The organism is Wolbachia endosymbiont of Trichogramma pretiosum, assembly GCF_001439985.1.
Taxonomy (GTDB): Bacteria; Pseudomonadota; Alphaproteobacteria; order Rickettsiales; family Anaplasmataceae; genus Wolbachia.
Genome location: NZ_CM003641.1, coordinates 31,303 through 55,166, shown reverse-complemented (window position 1 = coordinate 55,166; position 23,864 = coordinate 31,303). Strand labels below are relative to the sequence as shown.

The window sequence follows — 23,864 nt, the reverse complement described above, 5'->3', positions numbered from 1 at the left end:
GTGTTCTAGAATGATGATGTATGAAGTAATATTACAATTGTTTTTCTTGCTGGAATTTCTATATTCCCAAATCCGGCTAACTTGCTATCAGAACTCGTGTATTGGTAAACATTTTTCCATACTATTTTTAAAATACCTGATTTATTAGAATTAGTATTATCAGGAGTTCCCACAAATAATCCTACTCCACCATACTCCGTACTAGAGTATGGTGATCCAACAAATTCTATTGTTTTATTTATGTTCACATTGGTTGTATTTGTTACAAATACTACTCCAAGTGGAGCATAAGGATAATAGTATATCTCATCATAACTACCAGAAAAACTTTTTGTGCATAACTCTCCGTAAATAAATGTTCCTTTACTTCCCTCTATAAAACTTAGTTGTCTTGGCCGATAAAAACTAACGTAATCTGTATTGTATGTATGGCTACCTGCTAGTAGTTGTAACATATAGTCAGTTTTGTTATATCACTACTCCACTTTCCAAGCTCTGTCGTAAAAGTTACGTAGCCAAAGTAATTATTTTTTTCTGCCAAGTACACCAAAATAGTAATTAACAAACCAGATGATAAAGATTTAGAAAAAAATAAAGATGTAAAGATTGAAGTTCCTGTCCTTGGTTACCTCAGCCTTGCTGATGCAGTAAAAACGTGTAGAAAGCAAGGAGATCCAAGTAGCACAGTGAAGCAAGCATCAGCTAATGAGCATTGCCAGCCATTGGCAAGGACTTCAGCTTAATGTTTTTAGCAAAAAGAGATATAAATAATTGCTCTTGTAATACTTAAAATGTAAAATAGATTTACTTAAATAAGTAGATCTATGAACAATATAAGAAATTTTTCAATAATAGCACATATAGATCATGGGAAGTCGACTCTTGCTGATCGTTTGATAGAAGAATGTAACGGTCTTGAGACAAGGGAAATGACCAATCAGGTACTTGATTCAATGGATATAGAGCGTGAACGCGGAATCACAATCAAAGCACAAACGGTAAGACTCAATTACACTGCAAATAATGGTAATAAATATTGCTTCAACCTCATGGACACACCAGGTCATGTTGACTTTTCATATGAAGTCAGCCGAAGCTTAGCTGCATGTGAAGGCTCACTTTTGGTAGTAGATAGCGGCCAAGGAGTTGAAGCTCAGACTCTGGCAAATGTCTACAAGGCAATTGACAATAATCATGAGATAATAGTTGTGCTTAATAAAGTCGATCTTCCTGCTGCAGATCCAGAAAGGATAAAGCTTCAGATTGAAGAGGTAATCGGAATTGATGCAACTGAATCAATTTTGATATCGGCAAAAACTGGTCTTGGGGTAAAGGATGTACTTGAAGCTATAGTGACAAAATTTCCCGCTCCTCAAGGTGATACAAATGCTCCACTGCAAGCAATTTTAGTTGATAGTTGGTATGATCCTTACCTAGGAGTAGTAATTTTAGTACGAGTTAAAAATGGAGTACTAAAAAAAGGCATGAGAATCGTTATGATGTCTAATAATGCGACATATCAGGTCGATAATATCGGTATTTTCACTCCTAAAAAAGTTATGACTGGTGAACTTTCAGCAGGTGAAGTTGGTTTTATAACTGCTTCAATGAAAGAAGTAGCAGACTGCAAAGTAGGAGACACTATTACTGAAGAAAAAAGGCCGTGCAGCAAGGCATTACCTGGCTTTAAAGAAGTACATCCTGTAGTATTTTGCAGTATTTTTCCCAATAACACAGATGATTTTAAATATTTAAGGGAAGCACTAGAAAAATTACATTTAAATGATGCTAGTTTTACATTTGATGCTGAAACGTCAAATGCGCTAGGTTATGGATTTCGTTGCGGTTTCTTAGGAATGCTACATCTTGAAGTCATTCAAGAAAGACTCGAAAGAGAATTTGATTTAGATCTAACAGCAACTGCACCGAGTGTTATATATAAAGTTGCAACACAAAATGGTAAAGTTTTAAATATCCATAATCCAAGCGATATGCCAGACCCTACAAAGATTGAAATAGTGGAAGAACCGTGGATCACTGCAACTATAATGGTACCTGATCCATATTTAGGAGAGATTCTATCTCTGTGCGAAGAGAGGAGAGGAGAACAGCAGGATTTATCTTATGTTGGTAATACGACAACAGCACTACTGAAGTATAAATTACCGCTGTCTGAGGTTGTTTTTGATTTTTACGATAGACTAAAATCAATTTCCAAGGGATATGCAAGTTTAGATTGGGAAATATCCGATTATCAGGAAAGTCAGATAGATAAATTAAGTTTTTTAGTTAATGGAGAACCTGTGGATGCGTTAGCCTTCATTGTTCATAAAAGCAGGGCAGAAAAAAGAGGCCGTGAAATATGTGCACGTTTGAAAGACTTGATACCACGCCAGCAATATAAAATCGCGATTCAAGCGGCAGTAGGCGGAAAAATTATTGCTAGAGAAACGATTAACCCGTATAGAAAAGATGTAACAGCCAAGCTCTATGGTGGAGACGTTACACGAAGGATGAAGCTGCTTGAAAAGCAGAAGAAAGGTAAGAAAAGATTGCATTCTGTGGGAAACATAAACATCCCACAAAATGCTTTTATTGAGGCTTTAAAAATAAATGATTAGTATATATCCAAAAACATAAATTTAAGGAACTAAGTGATATTTCTCAATAAATTTACTGACATTGATATGGGTAAATTTGAAATAGCTATGTGAATCTGTAAGACACTATATAAGATACCATACAAAGAAATCATCCCAGTGTTAAACACTGGGATGACAGAGAGCAGCTCAATTGCTCCACTCAATCAGTAAAATCAGATATATGTAGACACTAGCTAAAACCATTCCAACAACATTTTAGTGAAACTTAACAAGCTTGTCTATAGTTTTGGTGATGATTCTTGGAGTATTTGGAGAGACTTCTGAGCCCAGTCTATTTAACCGCTCTATAGCAAACCCGCTGTTCTCATTTATTATGAAATCACATAAAATATTTTCTATATCTTTAATAACACTTTCATGCTTTCTCAGAGGATGGTTATTCGGATATCTATGAATGGTTTTGATGCTAGAATACTCAAGGAAAGCTTGATCTTTAAAAGCAAGTTGTCTCAATTTCTCTTTGAATTCTTTTTCTTTATCTCTTGCTAAAAGGCAAGACTTTACCAGTGATTTTATAATCGAGTTTATAGCCTGATGTATTTCAGAATGCACTACAACTTTGATGATATTTTCTTCCACTATGCAATCATAAGTGCTTTTTTCGCTCTTTAATGACTCTATAAGCATTTTGCTATTTTGCGAATTCAATTCCAGATTCTCTTCACTTATAGGAGTCATTATAAAGGTATTCTTATTCACCCTGACGTAAAATTGTGGCAACCCTTTAGAACAGGCAAATGCTACATCCTTAGACTCAAGTGCGTGATTGTATGAAGAAGAAAGGGTGCTTGCTATAATGCTACTTGGCACTGTCATTCCATGATTACTTAAGTGATTTAACACATTCTCAACATCATGATATGTAAAACCTGTATCTCTTATCAATTCAACAACTTCTACGCGATTGTGTTGTTTATACTCTATTGTCACTTCTTCTGTAAAAAGAGTTTTAGCTGCTATATGCTTATCAAGCACTGTGAAAATCTTGATGAAACTCTCTAAATCTTGTTTATTAATTAATTCAATACTAATTAAGTTCTTGCTAACGATTATAATATTTTTTATCATTTTTCCCCACTAAAAAACTCATCAGATGAATTATATTTTTAATTCATTAAAAATTGTTTAAAGTGGGTATGCCAACAACAGTAAGACAAAAATCACATAAAATCTTCATTATGTGCTACATTACATCCCTCGTGTTCATCACTGCCGCTTGTGTAAGCTGTTTCATTAATGCTATCTTCATTGTTATTCAACATATTATCCAACTTTCCTTCTTTTTCAAGATCCATCAATTTGTCACATCCAGCAATATGATGTACATAATCACCATTTTCATCAGTAATAAAAATTTGTGGAACTGTCCTGACGTTATATTTTGATTTTATACCGTCAAACAGATCCGAGTTTCTAAGTACATCAATTTCTTCGTATCTCACACCTTTTTCATCCAATAACTCTTTTGCTTTCTTGCAGAATAGGCAATACTTCTTCACATATATTACAACTTTTCCTTTAGGATTTTTCACGATTTATCTCCATAGTTTATAAAATAAAACTATTATATATAAAAATATATATAAAATATCAAATTGTATGAAAATTATTTACAACTGTGAGCAAGGGATAAAAGATAATGTGGCACTAACTTTCGGAAATTTCGATGGAGTTCATTTGGGACATAAATTTGCAATTTCCAATCTAAAGAAGGTAGCACAAGAAAGAGGATTACCCTCTGCAGTTTTAACTTTTGAGCCTCACCCATCAACTGTTTTATTTAGTAGGAACAATTTTAGGTTGATAGACCAAGAACAAAAAAAGGAACTAATCAGCAGCTATGGTATAGATTACTTGTATATTATTAATTTTAGTAGAGGTTTTTCTGAGGTTAGCTGCGATGACTTTATTGGTAAGATTTTGATAAAGAAGTATGGTGCTAAACATATAACTGTTGGAGAAAGTTGTACTTTTGGTCACAAACGATTGGGTAATATATTAACTCTAGAAAAATATTCTCAGATGTATGAATATACTTTAACTAAATTAGAGCCATTGATAATCGATAGAAAAATTTGCTCTTCTTCCTCAATTAGGGAGTGTTTACAAAAGGGCGAAATAGAAATTGCTAATAAATTACTTGGTAGGTCTTATCAAGTTTCTGGTATTGTAACAAAAGGTGCATGTAGAGGTAGAGAAATAGGGTTTCCAACCATAAATATTCCGATAGAAGATTACATGATAAAACCTAAGCTTGGTACATATTACGCCAAAGTTGCATTTTCTGAAAATAGTTCAAGTTGGCTATATGGAGTAGTCAACATTGGTATGAGACCTACATTTAAGGACTTAAAAAAACCTATAGTAGAAATGCATATATTTGACTTCAACGAAAATGTATACAATTTTAAGGTTGACATACAACTTTTAAAATTTATTAGGGAAGAAAAAAAATTCCGTAGTATTAATGAGTTAACAAAACAGATAGATCGTGATATAATGAAGGCTTACCAGTCAAAGATAAACTTATGAAAAGGATATGTTTAGTTATTATATTGATAATAGTATCATTCGATCAAATAAGTAAATTGTATATAAACTCATTGATTGATGAGGGGGAGTCAATCGAGATTACTAGTTTTATGAAATTAGTTGAAGTTTGGAATTCAGGAATTAGCTTTGGAATGTGTAGTACTCTGCGGCATGGCAGCTTCTTTTTTTCGTCATGTTCAATATTAATAATTAGTATACTTGCATACTTGATATATAAATCTAATGATAAGTCAATTTACCTTAGTTTTTCCCTGATAATTGGTGGAGCGATCGGAAATGTAATTGATAGAATCTATTGGGGCGCTGTATATGATTTCATATATTTTCATATCAATGATTGGTATTGGCCAGCCTTTAATTTAGCTGACCTATCTATAGTTTGTGGAATGTGTACATTGTTATATAAGTGGTATATATACGATAGGTCTATCCCTAAGAAAAATGAGGAATGAAATAATGCTGCGCAAATTCTTTAGTTTTTTTATACTATCTGTGTTTTTTTTTATTTGTCCAATTTCTTTGGAAGCTAAAATCATAAAGCATGCTAAGCTCAGTAACGGATTGGATGTTTATGTAGTACCTAATCACCTAATTCCAGCTGTTTTTCATGCAATAATATATAAAGTTGGGGGAATGGATGACCCGATTGGCAAAGCAGGATTGGCTCACTACTTTGAACACTTAATGTTTGAAACTACAGGAAAATTTAAAGACATAGAATCCACTTTGGGCAGCATTGGGGCCCAATTTAATGCTTTTACTACTAAAGAATACACCTGCTACTACGAATTAGTTCTGAAAAAAGATTTACCACTAGCAATGGAAATTGAAGCAGATAGAATGGGCAATTTTAATGTTACTCAAGACAAAATAGATAGAGAAAAAAATATCGTATTAGAAGAAAGAAAGATGAGATTTGATAATAATCCTGAAGCTTTACTCTGGGAAGAAATGAACAGTGCATTTTATCGTAATGGCTATGGTAGGTCTGTTATTGGTTGGGAGAGCGATATTAAAACTTACAATCAAGATGATATAACAAGGTTTCATGATAACTATTATCATCCAGGTAATGCTATACTGCTCGTTGTTGGTGATGTAGAATTTGAAGAAGTAGCGGGATTAGCAAAGGAAAAATATGGTGCAATTAAAGCTGAGCCTGTAGTCAAGCATTATCCGAACCAAGATTCAATACATAATGCAGATATATCGGTGATTTTAGAAAGCACTGAAGTAAAAGAGCCAGTTTTATACTTTCGCTATAGTGTTCCTTTATTTGAGCAAATAAGTGAAACTCTTTCTGTTGATTTGGCAGTCGATGTTTTAGGGAATGGCAAGTCTAGCAAGCTATATAAAGATTTAGTTCTAGATAAAAATGTAGCAGTAGAAGTGTTTGCTTGTTATAATAGCCTAGCTTTTAGTAATGGTTATATTGAGATTCGGGTAACCCCAAAAAGCGGGGTGAATTTGGATACTGTTGCAAGAGAGTTAGAAAATTCTATTAATCACTTTACCTATGAAGAAATGACAAGTGAAGAGTTGCAAAGCACAAAGTCTAAATACAAAGCAGCACAGTTCGATAATCTATCTGATTTAACTAGTATAGCAATGTTTTATATACCACGTCTAGCACTAGGTATCCCGCTTGATGAAATAGACATTTCATATAGCAAAATTAATGATGTCAATCTGAAAGATGTAAATCACAAAATTCGTACTATTTTTTCTACTAATAAATTAGTCGGCCGTTTGTTACCAAAAGGAGGTAATTATGATGAGAATAAGTAAACTTATATTTCTACTTTTTTTCTGTCCAGTCTTTAATTTGCAGGCAAGCAACTACCTAAATATAGAGGAGGTTACTACTAATAAAGGGCTTAAGTTTTTGTTTGTTGAAAACCGTGATCTACCAAAAGTTTCACTCAATATATCATTCAAAGATGCAGGTTACGTGTATGAAAGTGCAGAAAAGAATGGGCTTGCTTGGTTTACTTCTCTTGTAATTCAAGAAGGAGCAGGAAAAAATGATGCCAAAGATTTTGTAAAAAAGCTTGAGGATAAAGGAATTAGCTTAAATTTTACTGCTGGTTTAGAAGCATTTAGGGTTTCATTAAACACTTTATCTGAGAATTTAGAAGATGCAATTTCACTACTAAGTGATGCTATAATGCGTCCTAAAGTTGATCCTGAAGGATTGAATAGAGTTTTTGAAAAAGCCAAAGTAAACTTTAATAATTTTGAAAAAGATCCTTATTTTATTGCTGCAAAAGAGTTGGATACGTTGTTATTCAAAAAACATCCTTACTCAAGAAATCTATATGGAACTCTAGACACTATAATGAGCATTACTAGAGACGATGTTTTAACATACATAAAGCGTAGTTTTACTAAGGATAATATCGTTATTAGTATTGTTGGTTGTGCAGCAAAAGAAGAGGTTAGTATGCTGCTCGATAAATATTTATCTAAGTTACCATCGAAAAGATCTAAAGTTAGGAAGGTATCTGTAAAAAATGAATTTGGGCCTGCAGAAAGTAAGAGCGTTTTTATGGATATACCACAGAGTGTAATACTTTTTTCTCAAAAAGGCATAGCATATGAAGACCCTAATTACTATAATGCTAGTGTTTTGATTAATGCACTTGGTGGTATGAGTCTAAACTCAATACTGATGAAAGAATTGAGACAAAATCTAGGTATTACTTATGGTGTTAGTGTACGTAATGTTCCTAATAAGCATGGAAGTATTATATCTGGATTTATGAGTACTGATAGTTCCACTGCTAGAAAAGCTATATCAGCAGTAAGAGATACATTTAGCAGAATAAAAGAGGAAGGAATTGACGAACAATTATTCAAGGATGCAAAAACCAGTTTAGTAAATAACTTTATCTTCTCTTTTCTATCCAATAATGTGAATACAGCAACGTTACTGGATAGTATGCAGATAGATGATCTTGATATTAACCATATAAATAATTATGCAAATATCATTAATGATGTTCAATTGGAAAAAGTAAACAAGCTGGCAAGTTCTTTACTGAATCCTGAAAATTTATTTTTTGTTGAAGTTGGAAGAAACGCTCAAGGTCAGTAGTTAATACCTTCTGCTATTGATCTTACTGCTTTTGCATAACACTTATGCTCTTCAGCTAGAATGCGCTCTGAGAGACTGTGAACGTCATCATTTGGTAACACTGGAACAGTAGCTTGAGCGATTATGGCTCCAGCATCAATTTCAGGAGTAACATAATGCACAGTACATCCTGTAATTTTTACACCTGCTTTCAGAGCTTGCTCCTGAGCATTTAGGCCCTTAAATGACGGAAGTAAAGAGGGATGAATATTTATAACTTTGTTATGCCATTTATTAAGGAAATTGGCCTTTATAATTCTCATAAACCCTGCAAGGCAAATTAAATCAACCTTATCTTGAACAAGTATTTCATGAATTTTATCAGTATCAAGTGGCTTGTCTTCAATAACAAACGCTGAAACTCCTGCTTGCTTTGCTATTTTAAGGCCTCCAGCTTCACTATTATTTGTGATAACACACACAGTTTCAGCAGGGAAATTCTGATCTTGACATGCTTCTATTAAAGCCTGCATGTTTGATCCTCTACCTGAAATTAGTATTCCGAGTTTTATCTTTTTCATTTTAGTGCAGCCGTAAGAACGGATATTAATAAAATAGCTCAAAAGGCAAGTTTATTTTAGAACAAATACTATTGTGTAGCAATATTTTACACTGCTGGATAATATGGAATTAAAGAAATCATTCAGTTTGAAGTAACTTTAACATTTAATTTTAGGAAAATCATACAATTTATGGTAAATAAATGCATATTTTTATGGCTGCGTTATTATTTATTTAACAAAGTATTAGTACAATTTACTACACTGAATTAAATGGAGAAAATTCAATGAATAAATTACCAAGCAATGCAAAAACAAGAAAGTCTCAGGTTACTCAGTGGGAGGTAATAAAAAATTGTGAATATTCTGATAATTGTTTATCAAAAGTAGTAACTTTATACGTCATTAAAATGGCAGAATTATCAGATATTTATACGAGTAATGAACCTAAAATTAATACCATACTTACAAGAATAAGCATAACAAGTGAAAATGCATTTTTAAATAAGGTTATTGATATTGAAATTATGGAGGGCATTTTTCCGTACAAATTCAACAGCAAGAGGAAAAACAACATATCAAGGCTAGAAGATTTGTACAATTATTTATGTTCTACTATCACTGATAGCCTTCCAAAAGAAATGCTTGAGAGCTTAAGAAGAGAATACAGAGAGGCTGTTAACTTACTTAAAGCAATTACTTAACTAGGTGTAGCATCTTTAAGACTTTACCTTCTATTTCAGAAACGCCACTTTCAAGATCCTTATCTATCAAACATATGGTAGATAAATATGTTTTCTGCTTCTTTTCGACACTGATAGTTAAAGTTCCAGGAGTAATCGTAACCGAGTTAGCAAATAATGCAATAGTCTTATCATTATGTCCTATGCATTCTCTTACAATAACAATCGGTTCAACTGTAGATTTGAATTGTAGTACCTTTTTTGTTACATAAAGACTTGAAAAAATAATTTGGTAAATTAGCCAAGGTATATAACTTATAAGCTGATAAAGTGACAGCCTACCACTATCATTTAGAATTTGACTAAGGGCACTTTCAGCATCAATTAACCTTTTAAAGATAATCAATGTGAACACAGAAGAAAATACTCCACAGAGAATAAAAAAATGCTCAAAATAACCAGACAATGTAATCCATAGAGAAGATAAAATCACAAATGATAGAGAAAAAAACTTAATATTTTGCCTGACTTTCATGATTTGTAGTATAACTTAAATGATTTTTTAGGAAAATAAAAAGTTCTTGATTTTTGTGTAAAAGAACATAGTAACCAAGTTACTTTAATAAGTAGTGGAGATTATGACGCTTGATGATTTTCTAAAAATGCTTGAAGAAATAAATGATACTTCAGGTTTAAGCAAGAACAACATAGTTGAACGAATAAAAATAAAATTAGAAAGAATTGATTTACGAAGGTGGAAAGATAGTGGATTTAATATCAATCATATATTCACTACACATAGTGATCTAGATCCTGTAGAAACTACATTGTTGCATTTTGCTGCTGAGAGTGGCTATGAGAACATAGTAATAGCTCTCATTGAATATGGAGCATATGTTGATGCATGGGACAGCGATGGATGCACTCCTTTACATTTTGCTGCTGAATGGAACCACAAAGGCATATTAGATATATTAATTGAAAGTGGAGCAAATATTAATGCGTGGGAAAATGGTGTATGTACACCTTTACATCTTGCTGCCGAAGGTGAGAATGAAAGTGTAGTAAGAGCTCTAATTGCATGTGGAACAGATGTTAACGCGCAGAACAATGATGGACACACTCCTCTACATTTTGCTGCTAAGAGTGGCTATGAAAACATAGTAATAGCTCTAATTGAACACGGAACATATGTCGATGCGTGGGATAATCATAGAAGCACTCCCTTGCATTTTACTGCTGAAAATGATAATGAAAACATAGTAAGAACTCTGATTGAACATGGAGTATGTGTTAATGTGTGTGATAGTTGTGGACGCACTCCTTTGCATTTTGCTAGCGATCATGAAAGCATAAAAGATATTTTAATTGAAAGTGGGGCATATGTTAGTAAATAGAACAATAATAGATATGCTCCTTTACACTTTGCTATTGAATGGGGCTGAAAAGATGTGATAAGTTCTTTGTCAGGCAATGCTAGTCCTAGGGCTGAAATGGCAGTAGGAAGAGTGGAACAAATTACACTTGCAGAAAGATTGGAGCTTTTTTAACCAAAATTGCATTTAATGAGATAATTGTTTTATTATGAATTAAACCAAAAGTTCTGTAATATATTGAAGCTTAAAGATATCTTTAGATATGGAAGTTATTGCAGAAAATAGAAAAGCAAGGTTTGAATACTTTATCTTAGAAGAATTTGAAGCAGGTATGATCCTCTTAAGTAGTGAAGTGAAGTCACTAAGGGAAAGAAAAGCAAACATTTCTGATGCTTACGTTACTGAAAAAAAAGGTGAAATATGGCTAAACAATATGCATATCGCAGAGTATAAAGCTGCAAACCAAAAGAATCACAAGCCAAAAAGAGAACGAAAACTGCTTTTGCATAAAAAAGAGATAAATAAGCTAATTGGTCAAATTAAAACCTCTGGAATAACTATTGTGCCACTTTCTATCTATTTTAATGATAAAGGGTTGGCAAAAACTAAAATTGCCATTGTGAAAGGAAAAAAACTCTATGATAAAAGAGCAACCATAAAGCAGAGAGAGTGGGAACGTGAGAAAAGTAGATTGTATAAGAATAATTTGTAGTAAAATATGTCTTTAAATCCAGTTATTTTTAGCATCGGTCCTGTTTCTATATATTGGTACTCTTTAGCATATGTTCTGGGTATAGTTTTTGCTTATTGGTATTTACATAAGCTAGACAATCAAAAAATATTTACTGAGAATTTTTACGATTCGTTATTAACAGCCGTTATTATAGGCATTATCCTTGGAGGTAGGCTTGGGTATGTATTGATATATGATCCAGTTCTCTATATAAGCAATCCTATCGAAATACTAAAGACCTGGGAAGGAGGTATGTCATTTCATGGCGGTGCTATAGGAGTTTTGCTTGCAGTAATAATCTCCTGTAGAAGACATAACATTCCTATATTTTACACACTGGATCTAATTTCTTGTGGAGTTCCGATAGGTTTACTTCTAGGCCGCATAGGTAATTTTATAAATGGAGAGTTATTTGGCAGGGTTACAAATATGCCGTGGGGTATGGTATTTCCAGAAAATGGTGATAATTTATTGCGCCATCCAAGCCAACTTTATGAGGCATTTTTTGAAGGAGCGCTACTTTTTGTAGTTGCAAATTCACTTTTTTTCTTGACTAGAGTAAAACTATATTACGGTGCAACAACTGGTATTGCAGTTATGTGGTATGGAATAGCACGTTTTGTGGTTGAATTTTTCCGCGAGCCAGACTATCAAATTGGTTATTTATTGTTCAATTTTACTATGGGACAATTTCTTTCTATACCTATGATTTTGCTGGGAATGATTATATATTTAGGTGCGTTGAACTTAAGATTTAATACAAAATCTGTTCAGTAGAGAAAAGGTAAGTTTAATCAAAAAAATATAGTGGAAGTTTATTTGTTCCATACTGTGTACAATTATGTGAATTTCTTGTCTTGCAGAGAATAAATGTAAGACCAGCGAACCTTCGTTATATAGCTATAAGAAAAACTTAGTAGCTACTGACCAAATTCATTACTAAGTAGATATTCATTTTCCATCAGAATATTCCTGATTGAGAAGCTACTTTATTAAAACATATTTTTAAATTTTTGCCAAAACCCTGGTTGATTATCATTAACCTTTGTGAAGGCTATGTTTAAACTGTATCTCGGATCATTTGGTATATCATATCTAGTATTCAGTATTGAAAATTTGTTTTTACTATGAAAAGAAACATCGTCATATGATAACTTTGTCGTGTAGCACTTTATATGTTTTTGCTTATTGTATACTATATCACCTGATTCCCCTTCTAGTTCTACAAATTTAGTTTTTTTTCTGACATTCTTTTATTTTTATTAGATCCTCGTTTAGTGATATTGAAACCGGTAGTGTATTTCTAGCATACTCTTTAGCTAAAAGCTCACTTTGAGGATAAATTTTTATTTCCTTTCCAAAAGGTGAGTCTATAAAATAGTCGCTCCAAAATTTGTCTCCAGAATGTACATATTCGTCAGTAGCATACGGTACAGCACCATAATTGCATTCAACTTTGTAATCTCCAACACCATTATTTTGGAAAAAAAATTATGAATGGCAGTGTAACTATCAGCAGCATCATTTATGTAATCCATTACCTACCCCTTAAAACCTTTTAATTTATTATATCACAAAAAATTATATCTATTAATAAAAAGACTTTTTTTTGATATCAAGTATCTAGGGAGCATATTGATAGGATTGTGACATTCGTATTTCCCAGTTCTTCACATACTGCTGGACTAATTCAGGATAATTTTCAATAATTAATAAATTTTCAGCGTTTCCCTTTTTAGCTGTCCTACTGAGGTTAAACGATCCTGTAATGACTTTTTGATTATCGACAATTATTACCTTATTATGAGCAATTTTTGGCTTGTTATCGATCCAAATCGGTATTCCATTTGAAAACAATTCGCTTATGACACTATGTTTTGAATGGAGTTGTGATTTATCTAAGACGACTTTAACATCAACACCACGCTCTTTGGCGTTAATCAAAGATTTTGCAACTGTTCCAAGAGTAAATGTATATTCTTGAACTAAGATAGACTCTTTAGATTGGTCTATCTCGCTGATTATCGGTACAGCACAGTCTTCTTCAGGTGAGAAGCAAACTGTTGCTTTTGGGCAAGGCGAGAATGTAGGACCCACATAGTAATACAAAGAAAAACATGCTGACAAAAATAAAAGATATAAAAGCCTCACAAACCACACCTAAATACACGGCGGTAGTCTACATAATAGTTTAATCATCTGTCAACCCATATTCCTTCCACTTCTCCGTAACTTTCTTTATTATTTCCTCGCTCATTTCAATTTTTCTTCCCCATTCTCGTTTGGTTTCAGGTGGAAGTTTGTTTGTTGCATCAAACCCTATTTTACCTCCGAGACCACTTTCAGGGGAAGCAAAATCTAAATAATCAATTGGGGCATTCTCTATCGTAATTGTATCACGCACAGGATCCATTCTTGTTGACATTGCCCACATCACCTCTTTCCAATCACGTATATTGATATCATAATCAACAACTATAATAAATTTCGTGTATAAGAACTGTTTGAGACAAGATAGTGTGCCCATAACAATTCTTTTTGCGTGCCCTGGATAAGCCTTTTTTATCGACACTACCGCTATTCTATATGAACAACCTTCTGGGGGAAGATAAAAATCTACTATTTCCGGGAACTGATTAATGAGAATCGGCACAAAGATTTCGTTGAGTGCTTCACCAAGAATTGATGGTTCATCAGGTGGTTTGCCAGTAAAAGTGCTGAGATAAATTGGATCTTTGCGCATTGTAATTGCAGTGATGTTAAACTCAGGAAACTGTTCAACAGCATTATAGTAACCGGTATGATCTCCATATGGCCCTTCATCTTGGTAATTATCCAAACTTACATATCCTTCCAAAACAATTTCTCCATGAGCTGGAACCTGAAGAGGAATAGTTTTACAATTTACAAGCTCAAGTGGTTTTTTTCGCAGCAGCCCGGCAAATTGGTATTCTGATAAATTCTCCGGCACCGGAGTTACCGCAGCAATAATCGTTGCAGGATCGCTACCAATCACAGCAGCCGCAGGAAACTTCATATTTTGCCCCCTCTCCTTCCACCGTTTATGGTGACCTGCACCACCACGATGTGCAAGCCAGCGCATGAGAGTCGTTTTTTTATTCACAACCTGCATACGATATATTCCAAGATTAAAATTATCTTGCTTGTCTGCTGTTGGTCCTTTTGTTACCACAAGTGGCCAAGTGATAAGCGGTGCAGGCTCGTTTGGCCAGCATGTCTGAATAGGTAGCAAACTAAGATCCACCTTATCCCCAGTTAGCACCACCTCTTGACATGGGGCTTTACTCACAACTTTGCTCCGCATCGACAATACAACTTTTAGTAGAGGAAACATTTTCACAGCATCTTTGAAGGTTTTTGGCGGCTCAGGTGATCGCAAAAATGCCAGAAGTTTACCCATATCCCTTAATTCATCAGAATTTATACCAAGTCCGAATGCAATTCTCTCAATAGTACCAAATAAATTAACTAAAACGGGAATTGAATTTTTGCCATTTTCTGTGATAACATTTTCAAAGATGATAGCTGGTCCCTTGTTTGACAAAACTCTACGATGAATTTCTGTCATTTCAAGGATAGTTGAAACTTCTTTTTTAATTCTAATTAGATCTTTTTTTTCTTCTAATGCTCTGATGAAGTCACGTAAGTTATTGTACATATTTTAAAAATTTTAAGCCTTTTAAGAATTGCTTTTCCCAGCATAACTCATTCACTTATTATTATAGAGGCTCTAGAAAAATCATTCTCCAATTCGCCTTTTAAGTTTTTATATTCAGCAGTATTTAATTCTTCATTGGTAATAAATCTTTTCTTTATGGTTATTAAATTGCTAAATTCGGTTCCACCATTTTTATATTTACAGAACCTATTTACATATAACCAGGGAGAATCTGTTTCAAAATTCAAATTTTCACAGTTTTTAATTTTGATATCTTTTATTATCATATGCTTTCCTTAGTTTGAGGAACAACAATAAAAAGGTCTGACATTTGGTCAGGAGCTGTATTGACAGCATCATCAAGCCAATTATCTCCTAAATTCAAAGCAGGTCCTAGATTTGTCTTAAAAATCTTATTTTTTTGCTGAAACTCATATTTGATTGTAAGATCTTCTACATTACGTAAAGCAAGGTCAGGTAATTCTAAGAACTTCTTTTCTTCTTCATCAAGATATATACCACTAATCATATGAAAACAGAATCCCTTAGTTGCTCATTTGAATAATACAATCCAACCCCTATTAAACCTAAGGCTGCTTCCCCTTGTACTGTAAGCCAGCCATATTGATTTACAACATTATCTTCTATAGTTAATTCACTATGAGATATCACTTTTGAATTTTTATCTTGTACAGCAGGAATTTTTATGTAATCTGCTTCCTCATAATTGAGTGCTAGAGCGTTCCTATCAGCAATGTCTGGAAAAATACCCTGTGCCATACTGACGGTATTAGTTGGATCAATCCAATATATTTTTCCATCTTTATTTGTTACTTTGAGCATCACATGATTAAAATTACCCATATTAGGTAATGCTTCAGGATTAGAAGTGCTAGTAGTTCCTCTCATAACTAAAATAGGTTGAACTTTATAACCAAGTTCCTGTAAAACAGCAGCCGTGCTCGCAGAAAAGTCTTTGCAATCCCCGACTTGAGAATCAGCAATTTTCTCTAAATCTCGTGGAAAATATTTTCCTGAGACTGTGCGCCAATCTCCCATGTATTGAACTTTTTCATTCAATAAAGAAGTAACAGCATTGATCTTATCTTCATCAGTATTCTTATCAGCAGCAGATTTTGCTATGACTTCAAAAACTGCAGGAAGTGTCTGATTAATGACGATATGATACCCAGGAGCTAATTCTTTAGCCAAATCCTCCCATTTAGATAGACTCGACAGTAATACCCAAGTGTTGTGTTTAATATTCAATATTCCATTATGTGGTTCATTTATTGTGTTTTCATAAACTGCTTTCTTCAAAGCAATGCTTATAGAGTATATATCATCATTTTTTTCCTCAGCGATTTCTAATACTTCTCTTGGATCATTAACTTTAATCTCCAGGGGTAATTCAGAATTGATTTTAGTATTATCTGCTTGTAAATAATCCCCACAATAAGAAAGGCTCAAGCCATAAAAATTATCGATAGGAACCTTTTTGTTAACTTTTTTATACCTTAAATATACTTCTGTGCCAATTTCTATTTTAGGAAATGATATGGTTACTTGCCTTAGCTGATCGAAGCCTTTACTAGGACTAGCTAGCGGTTTATCCTCTATCATGTCTTCAGTGACTATATATTCCTCTCCGCTATAAGCTATTTTAGCTTCTAAAACAGTCAAATCTGCACTATCATCATAGTAGATTAAACTATAAAGAGAAAATCTATCACGCCCAGACTCGTTGAGTATTTTTGCTTGAAGTTCTACTTCAGTTTCGTAGGTAACATCTCTATTAACATTAATGTTAACATTAGAAAACTTAACCTCGACAGAAGCATCTTCGTACTTGCTCCACCTTGCTTCAGCTATAGCAGACATGAAAAATACTAACAATACTAAGTTAAGGATAGTTTTTAAAAACCTCATTATTATAACTAAATAAAATACCTATATACCTTTTATACGACATTATTACTGATTTTAACTTAAAATTTGCAATCGCACAAACATTGTAGATGTAATCTAAAATTACTCAAAACAAATCTTCTAGTGTAATAACATGATGTATCGTATCTTTTAGATATTGATTTTCAAGAGCTCCATTTGCAGCAATTAGTACCCAATTCTGTTTCCTTGACTTTGTTCTTTCTCTATAAACCGCCTCCTTTCCTTTTAATTGAAAATAAATTCCTTTGTTATTGGGTAAGGTTTATCGCTATATTTTATTTCACAGAGCATTGTACACCCATCTTCTCGATCAAAAACTAAGTCAATCTGAGCACCACTTTCTTTACTGTTCTTCTCTGGATGATGTTGACAATCTCCACATATGACTCCTACATGTTCTATATCTAATTTTCTTCTAATCTTATTGGCATTTTTAAAACACACCGCTTCAAATGTTTGCCCTATCCATGTTAGCCAAACTGGTTTCTTTATCGCGAATTCCCAGTAATGAACATCACTTATTATCGCTCTTCTTGTTACTTCTTTAAACGGCTCAATCCATATTAGATAAAATAATATATATTCATCAACTACCCTATAATATACTCCTCTTTTTCCCTTATTCAGTGGCAAAAAACCATCAATAAATCCTGCTTCTTCTAAACTCCTTAATTTAGCAGTTAAGCGTCCACCTTCCATTGTTTTAGTTGCTTTTATCAATTCTTTTATACTGATTCCTTTTGGCTTTTTTGCAATTGCGCGAATAATGCTTAGATACGCTTCTGGTTCTTCATATAAAGAATGAAATAGCATATCAAACTCGTCAAATAATAAACCATCCTTCTGAAAGCAGATCATATTAATGTTTTGTGTTGCTGATAGCCCCTTACTTACTTCTTTGAGATAATGTGTTATTCCTCCCATAGCCATACAGATCTGTAGTATTTGTTGGTGGTTAAGATTAACCCCTAAATATCTCAGATACTCTTTAGCTTCACGTAAGTTAAAAGTCTGCCAAGGTATCCTTGCAGTAATACGATTATGTAATCCCCCCCTTACTATAGATTAAGTTTTCCAATATCCAAGAAGCTGCTGAACCACGTACAACCAAGATAAGTTTCTTTCGATATGTCCAATGTGCATTCCAAAAAATATTCCAATGATTTGAGAAAACTAGATTTTCTTGCCTCGAGCCATAACAACTCATCAAAAAATAAAACAACTTGTTCATCTTTATACGTATTGTGATCAACAGCAAGTGTGAGTTGTTGTAGGTCATCCATCCATTTTTTAGGCAAAGCCATCCTTGCACCTTTATAAAAAGTATGTGATAACGACTATGTAAAAATTGCAAGCTGCTCCTGCAGAGTACCATCATTAAGACCAGTCTGTTCAAATACAATATCGGCATGCTTACTGAAAAATTGTTTTATTAGATATGTCTTACCCACACGACGCCGACCGTACATTGCAATAAACTCAGCAGATTGAGAAAGAAGCTTATTTCTAGAATGGCTATTTCTTTCTCTCTACCAATTATTGGTTCTCTCATATAATTTACCGCCGTGTTTGTCAGCATTACATGAGGCGGTTATAAAATAATCAACTTTTTACTTCCGCGGTTACAATTGTTATATGTGGCGGTAAGGATTGCTTAAATCTCAAATACCTTATTATACACAAGTTTTCGTTACTTAATATCACCAGATTCTCTGATATAACATATATAAAGTTTGCATTTTTTGATAAAAATGTTTTAATATTGACAATTTCTTTAGTATTTTTATACTTTAAGTAAGTGTATGTCTAAAATACTATTTTTATTGATTTTTATATTTGCAGTAGCAAGTTTACCAGTAATAAAAAATTGGCTTTCACACCCCAGTCCAATCTTAAACGATGACCATATAAGTGAGAGATTAGATAACTACATCAGTAAAAATTTTGATAAGATCATAAAAACTCTCCAGGAAGAGTCAGCTAAAAATAGTTATGCTAATGCAACTAAAAATAAAATTTCTCAGCATAAAAATGAAATATTCGACTCCACTTATCCTTACTCAGGAAATGAAAATAGCAATGTCATAGCTGTAGGGTTCTTTGACTATTCTTGTGGATATTGTAAGGCAATAAAGAATGACATAAAACAGTTGATCAATGATGGCAAAATTAAATATATCTTTAGGGATGCTCCAATACTTGGTAACAACTCCTTAAAGGCAGCAAAAGGTGCTTTAGCAACTTATTTTATCGATAAAGAAAAGTACTTAGATTTTCACTATGCTGCACTAGATCATAGAGGAGAATTTTCAGATAAAACTATATTAGGCATAGTGAAAAATATAGGGATTAACGAGAACGACTTTAATAACTCTATGAAAAATAATGCAGACAAAATTGAGCAAATGATAAACAACAGCAAACTTTTAGTAAGGAATTTAGGAGTAGGCGGCACACCTTTTTTGATAATTGGAGATAGTCTTCTTGTAGGAGCAACTGATTTAAATGTGCTACGCAAAAAAGTAGATGAGTTAAAAGATTAATAAATTACCTACTTGACAGCATAAGAGAGTTTGAGTATAGCTAAGATATACTAAGTAGCAATACGTATGTGCTACATATTAGTTCGAGAAGAATAGCTGGTGTTTGCTTGTAACATAGCACGATCTTAAGTAATTATCCTTCCTAGGATAGTTAATCTACTAAAATACAATCATTATTTTGGAGTTACAGCATGAGAGATTTTAACTACGTAAGAGAGCCAATTGCTCTTTTTCAACAAATCAAAGAAAATAAAAAAAATCAAGTGTTTTTTGCATGATCTAAAGAGCGCTCATCCTGAAAAGCTAAAAATAGGATCTGCTATAAAGACAGGAGATTGCTTTTTTGACTGTGTGGCTCAAGGATTGAACGAGTTAATACTCGGCCATCATTTTACTGCAAAATCATTAAGAAAAGATTGTGCAGATTATGCTAGCAAAAATAGAAGGCCAAGTTTGTGGGTTTATAAAGCAGTAACAAAAGATGCTGGAGAGTATTTTTTACCTAAAAAAGATCCTGATGGAGAAGTAATAAGTGAAAATGGACTTAATAAGCAAGACGACGCAAAGTCTTTCTACAAATATTTAGAGTGTATTACTAATACACATACAGCTGACGCACCTATATGAGTTCGTCCAAACATTGAAGGTAGAATGATATGCGACAAGTACAAAGTGGAACTTTATATTTATTCAATAGAGGAAGATAGTCAAAAAGTTACGGTAACTAAAATTACAGCACATGATGATGATCCAGAAGTTTTTATACAAGATATAAATCTCAATTAACTAGAGATAGATAGTAGCAAAAAAACTGTAGGAGTAGTGAATTACATGAGGCATTTTGTGCCACTCCTAAGTGAAATTTCTGAAGATATAACAGAAAGTCAACCAATGTCTAATGAAGAAATCTTTGGTGAGGTGACAGAAGTTCCTGCTTCTGATTAATCATAGCAAGAAGAACAATATAATATCAGAATTAGCAAATCAGCAATTGTGCAAGATCATGAAACACAAAAAGAGAGAATTAATACCAGTGCTAGTGAGCCAATTCATACAGATACAGTAATTACTTTTACTCATCAACAAGAGGAAATACAAAAGAAATTAATCAATAGTTACATGAAAGAGGCTATTTATAGAATAGATGCTGTAATAACAGCTATAGTATTCACAGCATCTGCTATAGCTGCTGTTTTTACTCAACCAATTCCTTTAGCATCTCTTGCTGGAATGACTTTAGTTGTTGCATGTATTTGTGTATATCAGTTAATGCAAAGTCATAACGACATTCATAAACTCAAATGTGAGCCAAAGGAAAATATTGCTCATACTTTTCTAGAAGAAACGGGATTTAAAATTTATAGCCTGATTGATAAAGTAGCTTCAAAAGCTTAAGCTCTTTCCTACATCAGCTCAACTTTATTTTTACAGGAGATAAAGATGGACGTTGAGTCAAAAGTAAAGGCTTTTTGAAATAATTAGTATATTAATTTATTTAACTCTTGGTATAATTTATTATATTTTCAATAAATTAACATTATTTAGGAGAGTCATATGACTAGTAACACAGATTTATATTTAATAACTCTTAAAATAAGAGATGGTCGAAAGACGATCGAGGATTTAAAGACCGCTCTTAAAGAAAATGAAGTGATTGTTAATACAGAAACATTTAGATATGCTTTACAATGCTCATAAGCTATAAAAAAGGTGGTAATACATGAAATTCTGCTTTATTTTGTAAAAAATTCTAATAAGCAATCACTAAAAGATGTAATAGAGCATTTAAATGAGACAATACGGATAAAGGGTCAATAGATCAATATGAAGAACTTGATACACTACTAAATTTTCAAGATAATGAAGGAAATACGTTGCTGCACTACGCGGATTTCCATAATAAAACTAACGATATACCGACTCTTATGCAGTGTGGTGCAAACTGTCTAATCAAAAATACAGATGGCAAGACTCCATTAGATTTAGCTCAAGGAGATACAAAAACAAAACTAATTAAAAGTATGAAAGATCAAGCTCAATTGAAAGAAGGAAGCTCTATATATGATGCTTTAGGGCGTACATTTGCTATCAGTCTTCTTGCTTTTATTGCATTTGGATTGTGTACATGCATTGCAGCAGAGTGTGATGTAGTAAGTTTTCCTAGTGCTATATTAGGTGCAATCATAGCATCTCCTCTTGTTGGCATAGCTGCTGGACTAATTATATATTTCTTAGATCATGATCGTAAACAAGCTGGAGCGATATCAACACTTCTTCAAGAAGTTGAAATGTCTGAAAAGACACCATTATTACAACCTTCTGTGTAGTAATAATATTACTGATTTCTTTTTTCACTAACCCTACATTTACTTCATCTTTTAATAGTATATAGATTTCTAGATACTATTACATGTTTGTTGTAACTTGCATAAATCACACTTTTTTTTAGCTAAAACATCTCAACTTTATTTTTACAAGAGGAAATATGTCATTCACAGAAATTAGATTTCCAGAAAATATATCTTATGGTTCCACTGGAGGACCAGAACTTTCCACTGACATTGTAACAACTCATAATGGCTGTGAGCAGCGCAATATTAATTGGTCTCGTGCACGTGCCAGGTATAACATAGCTTATGGAGTGAGGTCAAACGAGCAGCTAACAGAACTCATAACATTTTTTCAGGCACGAAAAGGTAAAGCTATAGGGTTTCGCTTTAAGGATTGGTCAGACTTTACAGTTATCAATCAAGAAATTGGCATAGGAGACGATAAAAAAAACAATCTTTCAACTGATGAAAACTTACATAAGTGGAAAAGACAAGCATACACGAATTATTAAAAAGCCAGTGCATGATACAATAAAATTTACCTAGATGGTGAAAAGACAGAAAAATATTCAGTGAATTATTCAACTGGAGAAATAGCATTTATGAAACCACCAGCAAAAGGTACAATAATCACCGCAAGCTTCGAATTTAATGTACCAGTACGATTTGATAAAGATTACCCAAACGCTTCTATTGATAACTATGGCAGCAATAGCTGGAACAATATTCCCTTGGTAGAAGTAAAATAAGTTAAAGTATGATCCATAAAAGTTAAGCGATACTGAGGCTCATATTTGAATAAGCCTCAGCATATTTTAAAATCTGTCGCCCATTACAATGTTCTACACCTGAATTTTGAGGAGATTCTAATTTAGTGCTTTCTTTTTCCTGTAAAACAGAAAGTTTTAATAACTCCTTTAGAGCTAATTTTTCAAGCGTTGTATCAACTTGATTTAATATTTTATCTAGCATGTTTTTTTCTGTAAGCGATTAACATAATTTCTAGTTTCCTCATTCAGCCCTTGTATTTTGTTAATACAAGACAACACTAAATCCGAATTCTTCATTGCTAAAATTCCATTTAGGAAAATATCTAATTTTGTTTTATCTTCAGTCAAGTCTTCAGCTAACCTATTTATGATATCATCATTGTCAAACAAAATATACTCTAGTACAAAGCAGACTCAATAAGTATAAAGTCTTCTAAAGGTACTGATTCTAGACATTCGTTAACACCAGTAAGTATTTTAAACTCAGTAATACACCCTTCTTTTCTCACAACATAGCAATCAGGAAGATTACGATACATTGATAGTAAAGAAAAAAGACGTATTATACTTGTACCTCTATCTTTCATTTCCTCTAGAAGCTTTTTATCATTTATTAGTTTGTGCAGAATGTAATCTGTAGCAGAACCTGGTTTGCGAAAACGAAACATATTATTTTCTGCAAAAATAGCCTTAGCCAATTAGATAGACTTTTTATCCTCATCTATAAAAGCTTTCTCGCTTCTATTTAATTGTATGATTTCAGCCTTACTATTGCTGCGTAGACTAGTTTGCCCTATTAACCTCTCAAATACTTCTGTATTCATATGTATCTTAATATAGTTAATATTAACTATATTAAGAACAATAGATAAAAATGTTAATAAATATTAAGCTTTTATTAAAAAAGTAAAGTCTTTTTATATTTGTATGAGTATACAATCAGTTTGA

32 protein-coding genes and 1 pseudogene are annotated in these 23,864 nt (G+C 33.0%); 17 read left to right on the top strand and 16 right to left on the bottom strand.

The window, feature by feature from the left end:
• Positions 1 to 5 precede the first annotated feature (5 nt).
• On the bottom strand, positions 6 to 455 hold the full coding sequence (locus wTpre_RS07340) for a hypothetical protein (RefSeq protein WP_410543216.1): 450 nt from the start codon (positions 453 to 455) through the stop codon (positions 6 to 8).
• A 369-nt stretch (positions 456 to 824) separates the two neighbouring features.
• Here wTpre_RS07340 and lepA point away from each other — a divergent pair, with 369 nt between their 5' ends.
• Positions 825 to 2,621 carry a translation elongation factor 4 gene (gene lepA / locus wTpre_RS00270; protein WP_068651120.1) on the top strand — a complete coding sequence of 599 codons (1,797 nt, stop codon included), beginning with the start codon at positions 825 to 827 and terminating at the stop codon, positions 2,619 to 2,621.
• A gap of 237 nt (positions 2,622 to 2,858) precedes the next feature.
• On the opposite strand, the gene wTpre_RS00265 is transcribed toward lepA, so the two are convergent.
• Both wTpre_RS00265 and wTpre_RS00260 read right to left on the bottom strand, forming a co-directional pair.
• On the bottom strand, positions 2,859 to 3,731 hold the full coding sequence (locus tag wTpre_RS00265; RefSeq protein ID WP_068651117.1) for a hypothetical protein: 873 nt from the start codon (positions 3,729 to 3,731) through the stop codon (positions 2,859 to 2,861).
• Positions 3,732 to 3,823: 92 nt separating this feature from the next.
• Entirely contained in the window at positions 3,824 to 4,195 is a 372-nt protein-coding gene (locus tag wTpre_RS00260) for a glutaredoxin domain-containing protein (RefSeq protein ID WP_068651115.1), read from the bottom strand.
• Positions 4,196 to 4,262: 67 nt separating this feature from the next.
• Here wTpre_RS00260 and ribF point away from each other — a divergent pair, with 67 nt between their 5' ends.
• Genes ribF through wTpre_RS00240 form a run of 4 tightly spaced genes read left to right on the top strand, consistent with a single transcriptional unit; the run spans position 4,263 to position 8,313 of the window.
• The gene (ribF, locus tag wTpre_RS00255) at positions 4,263 to 5,195 is read left to right on the top strand and encodes a riboflavin biosynthesis protein RibF (protein WP_068651113.1); all 933 of its coding nucleotides are present in this window, start codon (positions 4,263 to 4,265) and stop codon (positions 5,193 to 5,195) included.
• Positions 5,192 to 5,668: a signal peptidase II gene (lspA, locus tag wTpre_RS00250; protein ID WP_068651111.1), complete on the top strand. Its 477-nt coding sequence runs from the start codon at positions 5,192 to 5,194 to the stop codon at positions 5,666 to 5,668. Before ribF ends, lspA begins: the two co-directional genes overlap by 4 nt.
• Before the next feature lie 4 nt (positions 5,669 to 5,672).
• Entirely contained in the window at positions 5,673 to 7,004 is a 1,332-nt protein-coding gene (locus tag wTpre_RS00245; protein WP_068652556.1) for a M16 family metallopeptidase, read from the top strand.
• Positions 6,991 to 8,313, top strand: a complete 1,323-nt coding sequence (locus wTpre_RS00240; protein WP_068652558.1) for a M16 family metallopeptidase — start codon at positions 6,991 to 6,993, stop codon at positions 8,311 to 8,313. The genes wTpre_RS00245 and wTpre_RS00240 overlap by 14 nt, the downstream gene beginning before the upstream one ends.
• On the opposite strand, the gene purN is transcribed toward wTpre_RS00240, so the two are convergent.
• Positions 8,307 to 8,873 (bottom strand): phosphoribosylglycinamide formyltransferase, encoded by a 567-nt coding sequence (gene purN, locus wTpre_RS00235; protein ID WP_068651109.1) that lies wholly within the window; start codon positions 8,871 to 8,873, stop codon positions 8,307 to 8,309. The two genes, wTpre_RS00240 and purN, sit on opposite strands and share 7 nt — an antisense overlap.
• A 266-nt stretch (positions 8,874 to 9,139) precedes the next feature.
• On the opposite strand from purN, the gene wTpre_RS00230 reads away from it, so the two are divergent.
• Entirely contained in the window at positions 9,140 to 9,556 is a 417-nt protein-coding gene (locus wTpre_RS00230; RefSeq protein ID WP_068651107.1) for a hypothetical protein, read from the top strand.
• Here wTpre_RS00230 and wTpre_RS00225 read toward each other — a convergent pair.
• A complete protein-coding gene (locus tag wTpre_RS00225) occupies positions 9,549 to 10,070 on the bottom strand; it encodes a Na+/H+ antiporter subunit E (protein WP_068651106.1) in 522 nt (173 codons plus the stop codon). The two genes, wTpre_RS00230 and wTpre_RS00225, sit on opposite strands and share 8 nt — an antisense overlap.
• Positions 10,071 to 10,173: 103 nt before the next feature.
• Here wTpre_RS00225 and wTpre_RS00220 point away from each other — a divergent pair, with 103 nt between their 5' ends.
• The 3 genes from wTpre_RS00220 to lgt all read left to right on the top strand — a co-directional run bounded on the left by wTpre_RS00220 (position 10,174) and on the right by lgt (position 12,421).
• The gene (locus tag wTpre_RS00220; protein WP_245609445.1) at positions 10,174 to 10,932 is read left to right on the top strand and encodes an ankyrin repeat domain-containing protein; all 759 of its coding nucleotides are present in this window, start codon (positions 10,174 to 10,176) and stop codon (positions 10,930 to 10,932) included.
• 241 nt (positions 10,933 to 11,173) lie between these two features.
• The gene (smpB, locus tag wTpre_RS00215; RefSeq protein ID WP_068651105.1) at positions 11,174 to 11,623 is read left to right on the top strand and encodes an SsrA-binding protein SmpB; all 450 of its coding nucleotides are present in this window, start codon (positions 11,174 to 11,176) and stop codon (positions 11,621 to 11,623) included.
• Between the two features lie 6 nt (positions 11,624 to 11,629).
• The gene (lgt, locus tag wTpre_RS00210) at positions 11,630 to 12,421 is read left to right on the top strand and encodes a prolipoprotein diacylglyceryl transferase (RefSeq protein WP_068651104.1); all 792 of its coding nucleotides are present in this window, start codon (positions 11,630 to 11,632) and stop codon (positions 12,419 to 12,421) included.
• A gap of 846 nt (positions 12,422 to 13,267) precedes the next feature.
• Here the strand turns inward: lgt and wTpre_RS00200 are convergent.
• From wTpre_RS00200 to wTpre_RS05935, 7 genes are all read right to left on the bottom strand, one after another.
• Positions 13,268 to 13,795 carry a phospholipase D family nuclease gene (locus tag wTpre_RS00200; protein WP_068651103.1) on the bottom strand — a complete coding sequence of 176 codons (528 nt, stop codon included), beginning with the start codon at positions 13,793 to 13,795 and terminating at the stop codon, positions 13,268 to 13,270.
• A gap of 40 nt (positions 13,796 to 13,835) precedes the next feature.
• Positions 13,836 to 15,323, bottom strand: coding sequence for a UbiD family decarboxylase (locus tag wTpre_RS00195; protein ID WP_068651101.1), 1,488 nt, complete (start codon positions 15,321 to 15,323; stop codon positions 13,836 to 13,838).
• A gap of 47 nt (positions 15,324 to 15,370) precedes the next feature.
• Positions 15,371 to 15,610, bottom strand: coding sequence for a hypothetical protein (locus wTpre_RS05950; RefSeq protein ID WP_245609444.1), 240 nt, complete (start codon positions 15,608 to 15,610; stop codon positions 15,371 to 15,373).
• A complete protein-coding gene (locus wTpre_RS05945; protein WP_245609443.1) occupies positions 15,607 to 15,852 on the bottom strand; it encodes a hypothetical protein in 246 nt (81 codons plus the stop codon). The genes wTpre_RS05950 and wTpre_RS05945 overlap by 4 nt, the downstream gene beginning before the upstream one ends.
• Positions 15,849 to 17,204, bottom strand: a complete 1,356-nt coding sequence (locus wTpre_RS00190) for a DUF3857 domain-containing protein (protein ID WP_245609442.1) — start codon at positions 17,202 to 17,204, stop codon at positions 15,849 to 15,851. Before wTpre_RS00190 ends, wTpre_RS05945 begins: the two co-directional genes overlap by 4 nt.
• Positions 17,205 to 17,498: 294 nt before the next feature.
• Entirely contained in the window at positions 17,499 to 18,197 is a 699-nt protein-coding gene (locus wTpre_RS05940; RefSeq protein WP_245609441.1) for an ATP-binding protein, read from the bottom strand.
• A 134-nt stretch (positions 18,198 to 18,331) separates the two neighbouring features.
• Positions 18,332 to 18,556, bottom strand: coding sequence for a hypothetical protein (locus tag wTpre_RS05935; RefSeq protein WP_245609440.1), 225 nt, complete (start codon positions 18,554 to 18,556; stop codon positions 18,332 to 18,334).
• A 519-nt stretch (positions 18,557 to 19,075) separates the two neighbouring features.
• On the opposite strand from wTpre_RS05935, the gene wTpre_RS00180 reads away from it, so the two are divergent.
• The 8 genes and pseudogenes from wTpre_RS00180 to wTpre_RS00165 all read left to right on the top strand — a co-directional run bounded on the left by wTpre_RS00180 (position 19,076) and on the right by wTpre_RS00165 (position 22,895).
• Complete coding sequence (locus wTpre_RS00180) at positions 19,076 to 19,816, top strand: DsbA family protein (protein ID WP_068651100.1); 741 nt, start codon at positions 19,076 to 19,078, stop codon at positions 19,814 to 19,816.
• Between the two features lie 222 nt (positions 19,817 to 20,038).
• On the top strand, positions 20,039 to 20,443 hold the full coding sequence (locus wTpre_RS05930; RefSeq protein WP_245609439.1) for an OTU domain-containing protein: 405 nt from the start codon (positions 20,039 to 20,041) through the stop codon (positions 20,441 to 20,443).
• Positions 20,444 to 20,467: 24 nt separating this feature from the next.
• Entirely contained in the window at positions 20,468 to 20,602 is a 135-nt protein-coding gene (locus wTpre_RS07120) for a hypothetical protein (protein WP_256359287.1), read from the top strand.
• A gap of 36 nt (positions 20,603 to 20,638) precedes the next feature.
• Positions 20,639 to 20,761, top strand: coding sequence for a hypothetical protein (locus tag wTpre_RS07115; protein ID WP_256359286.1), 123 nt, complete (start codon positions 20,639 to 20,641; stop codon positions 20,759 to 20,761).
• 48 nt (positions 20,762 to 20,809) lie between these two features.
• Complete coding sequence (locus wTpre_RS05925) at positions 20,810 to 21,211, top strand: hypothetical protein (protein ID WP_245609438.1); 402 nt, start codon at positions 20,810 to 20,812, stop codon at positions 21,209 to 21,211.
• A 159-nt stretch (positions 21,212 to 21,370) separates the two neighbouring features.
• Complete coding sequence (locus tag wTpre_RS05755) at positions 21,371 to 21,514, top strand: hypothetical protein (RefSeq protein ID WP_179945514.1); 144 nt, start codon at positions 21,371 to 21,373, stop codon at positions 21,512 to 21,514.
• 176 nt (positions 21,515 to 21,690) lie between these two features.
• The gene (locus wTpre_RS00170; protein WP_157054993.1) at positions 21,691 to 22,143 is read left to right on the top strand and encodes a hypothetical protein; all 453 of its coding nucleotides are present in this window, start codon (positions 21,691 to 21,693) and stop codon (positions 22,141 to 22,143) included.
• A gap of 158 nt (positions 22,144 to 22,301) precedes the next feature.
• Positions 22,302 to 22,895, top strand: a pseudogene (locus tag wTpre_RS00165) (phage distal tail protein, Rcc01695 family).
• A gap of 22 nt (positions 22,896 to 22,917) precedes the next feature.
• Here the strand turns inward: wTpre_RS00165 and wTpre_RS05920 are convergent.
• The 4 genes from wTpre_RS05920 to wTpre_RS07110 are packed head-to-tail and all read right to left on the bottom strand — an operon-like array spanning position 22,918 to position 23,740.
• A complete protein-coding gene (locus wTpre_RS05920) occupies positions 22,918 to 23,118 on the bottom strand; it encodes a hypothetical protein (RefSeq protein ID WP_245609437.1) in 201 nt (66 codons plus the stop codon).
• Positions 23,112 to 23,306, bottom strand: a complete 195-nt coding sequence (locus wTpre_RS05915) for a hypothetical protein (RefSeq protein WP_245609436.1) — start codon at positions 23,304 to 23,306, stop codon at positions 23,112 to 23,114. The genes wTpre_RS05920 and wTpre_RS05915 overlap by 7 nt, the downstream gene beginning before the upstream one ends.
• 8 nt (positions 23,307 to 23,314) lie before the next feature.
• Positions 23,315 to 23,584: a hypothetical protein gene (locus wTpre_RS05910; protein WP_245609435.1), complete on the bottom strand. Its 270-nt coding sequence runs from the start codon at positions 23,582 to 23,584 to the stop codon at positions 23,315 to 23,317.
• A gap of 30 nt (positions 23,585 to 23,614) precedes the next feature.
• Entirely contained in the window at positions 23,615 to 23,740 is a 126-nt protein-coding gene (locus wTpre_RS07110; protein WP_256359285.1) for a hypothetical protein, read from the bottom strand.
• Between the last annotated feature and the right edge of the window lie 124 nt (positions 23,741 to 23,864).

Bases quoted from the DNA above. Each gene is read 5' to 3' on its own strand.
- wTpre_RS07340 (WP_410543216.1), bottom strand. From the start codon at position 455: ATGTTACAACTACTAGCAGGTAGCCATACATACAATACAGATTACGTT.
- lepA (WP_068651120.1), top strand. From the start codon at position 825: ATGAACAATATAAGAAATTTTTCAATAATAGCACATATAGATCATGGG.
- wTpre_RS00265 (WP_068651117.1), bottom strand. From the start codon at position 3,731: ATGATAAAAAATATTATAATCGTTAGCAAGAACTTAATTAGTATTGAA.
- ribF (WP_068651113.1), top strand. From the start codon at position 4,263: ATGAAAATTATTTACAACTGTGAGCAAGGGATAAAAGATAATGTGGCA.
- lspA (WP_068651111.1), top strand. From the start codon at position 5,192: ATGAAAAGGATATGTTTAGTTATTATATTGATAATAGTATCATTCGAT.
- wTpre_RS00245 (WP_068652556.1), top strand. From the start codon at position 5,673: ATGCTGCGCAAATTCTTTAGTTTTTTTATACTATCTGTGTTTTTTTTT.
- wTpre_RS00240 (WP_068652558.1), top strand. From the start codon at position 6,991: ATGAGAATAAGTAAACTTATATTTCTACTTTTTTTCTGTCCAGTCTTT.
- purN (WP_068651109.1), bottom strand. From the start codon at position 8,873: ATGAAAAAGATAAAACTCGGAATACTAATTTCAGGTAGAGGATCAAAC.
- wTpre_RS00230 (WP_068651107.1), top strand. From the start codon at position 9,140: ATGAATAAATTACCAAGCAATGCAAAAACAAGAAAGTCTCAGGTTACT.
- wTpre_RS00225 (WP_068651106.1), bottom strand. From the start codon at position 10,070: ATGAAAGTCAGGCAAAATATTAAGTTTTTTTCTCTATCATTTGTGATT.
- wTpre_RS00220 (WP_245609445.1), top strand. From the start codon at position 10,174: ATGACGCTTGATGATTTTCTAAAAATGCTTGAAGAAATAAATGATACT.
- smpB (WP_068651105.1), top strand. From the start codon at position 11,174: ATGGAAGTTATTGCAGAAAATAGAAAAGCAAGGTTTGAATACTTTATC.
- lgt (WP_068651104.1), top strand. From the start codon at position 11,630: ATGTCTTTAAATCCAGTTATTTTTAGCATCGGTCCTGTTTCTATATAT.
- wTpre_RS00195 (WP_068651101.1), bottom strand. From the start codon at position 15,323: ATGTACAATAACTTACGTGACTTCATCAGAGCATTAGAAGAAAAAAAA.
- wTpre_RS05950 (WP_245609444.1), bottom strand. From the start codon at position 15,610: ATGATAATAAAAGATATCAAAATTAAAAACTGTGAAAATTTGAATTTT.
- wTpre_RS05945 (WP_245609443.1), bottom strand. From the start codon at position 15,852: ATGATTAGTGGTATATATCTTGATGAAGAAGAAAAGAAGTTCTTAGAA.
- wTpre_RS00190 (WP_245609442.1), bottom strand. From the start codon at position 17,204: ATGTCTGCTATAGCTGAAGCAAGGTGGAGCAAGTACGAAGATGCTTCT.
- wTpre_RS05940 (WP_245609441.1), bottom strand. From the start codon at position 18,197: ATGGGAGGAATAACACATTATCTCAAAGAAGTAAGTAAGGGGCTATCA.
- wTpre_RS05935 (WP_245609440.1), bottom strand. From the start codon at position 18,556: ATGGATGACCTACAACAACTCACACTTGCTGTTGATCACAATACGTAT.
- wTpre_RS00180 (WP_068651100.1), top strand. From the start codon at position 19,076: ATGTCTAAAATACTATTTTTATTGATTTTTATATTTGCAGTAGCAAGT.
- wTpre_RS07120 (WP_256359287.1), top strand. From the start codon at position 20,468: ATGATATGCGACAAGTACAAAGTGGAACTTTATATTTATTCAATAGAG.
- wTpre_RS05755 (WP_179945514.1), top strand. From the start codon at position 21,371: ATGACTAGTAACACAGATTTATATTTAATAACTCTTAAAATAAGAGAT.
- wTpre_RS05920 (WP_245609437.1), bottom strand. From the start codon at position 23,118: ATGCTAGATAAAATATTAAATCAAGTTGATACAACGCTTGAAAAATTA.
- wTpre_RS05910 (WP_245609435.1), bottom strand. From the start codon at position 23,584: ATGTTTCGTTTTCGCAAACCAGGTTCTGCTACAGATTACATTCTGCAC.
- wTpre_RS07110 (WP_256359285.1), bottom strand. From the start codon at position 23,740: ATGAATACAGAAGTATTTGAGAGGTTAATAGGGCAAACTAGTCTACGC.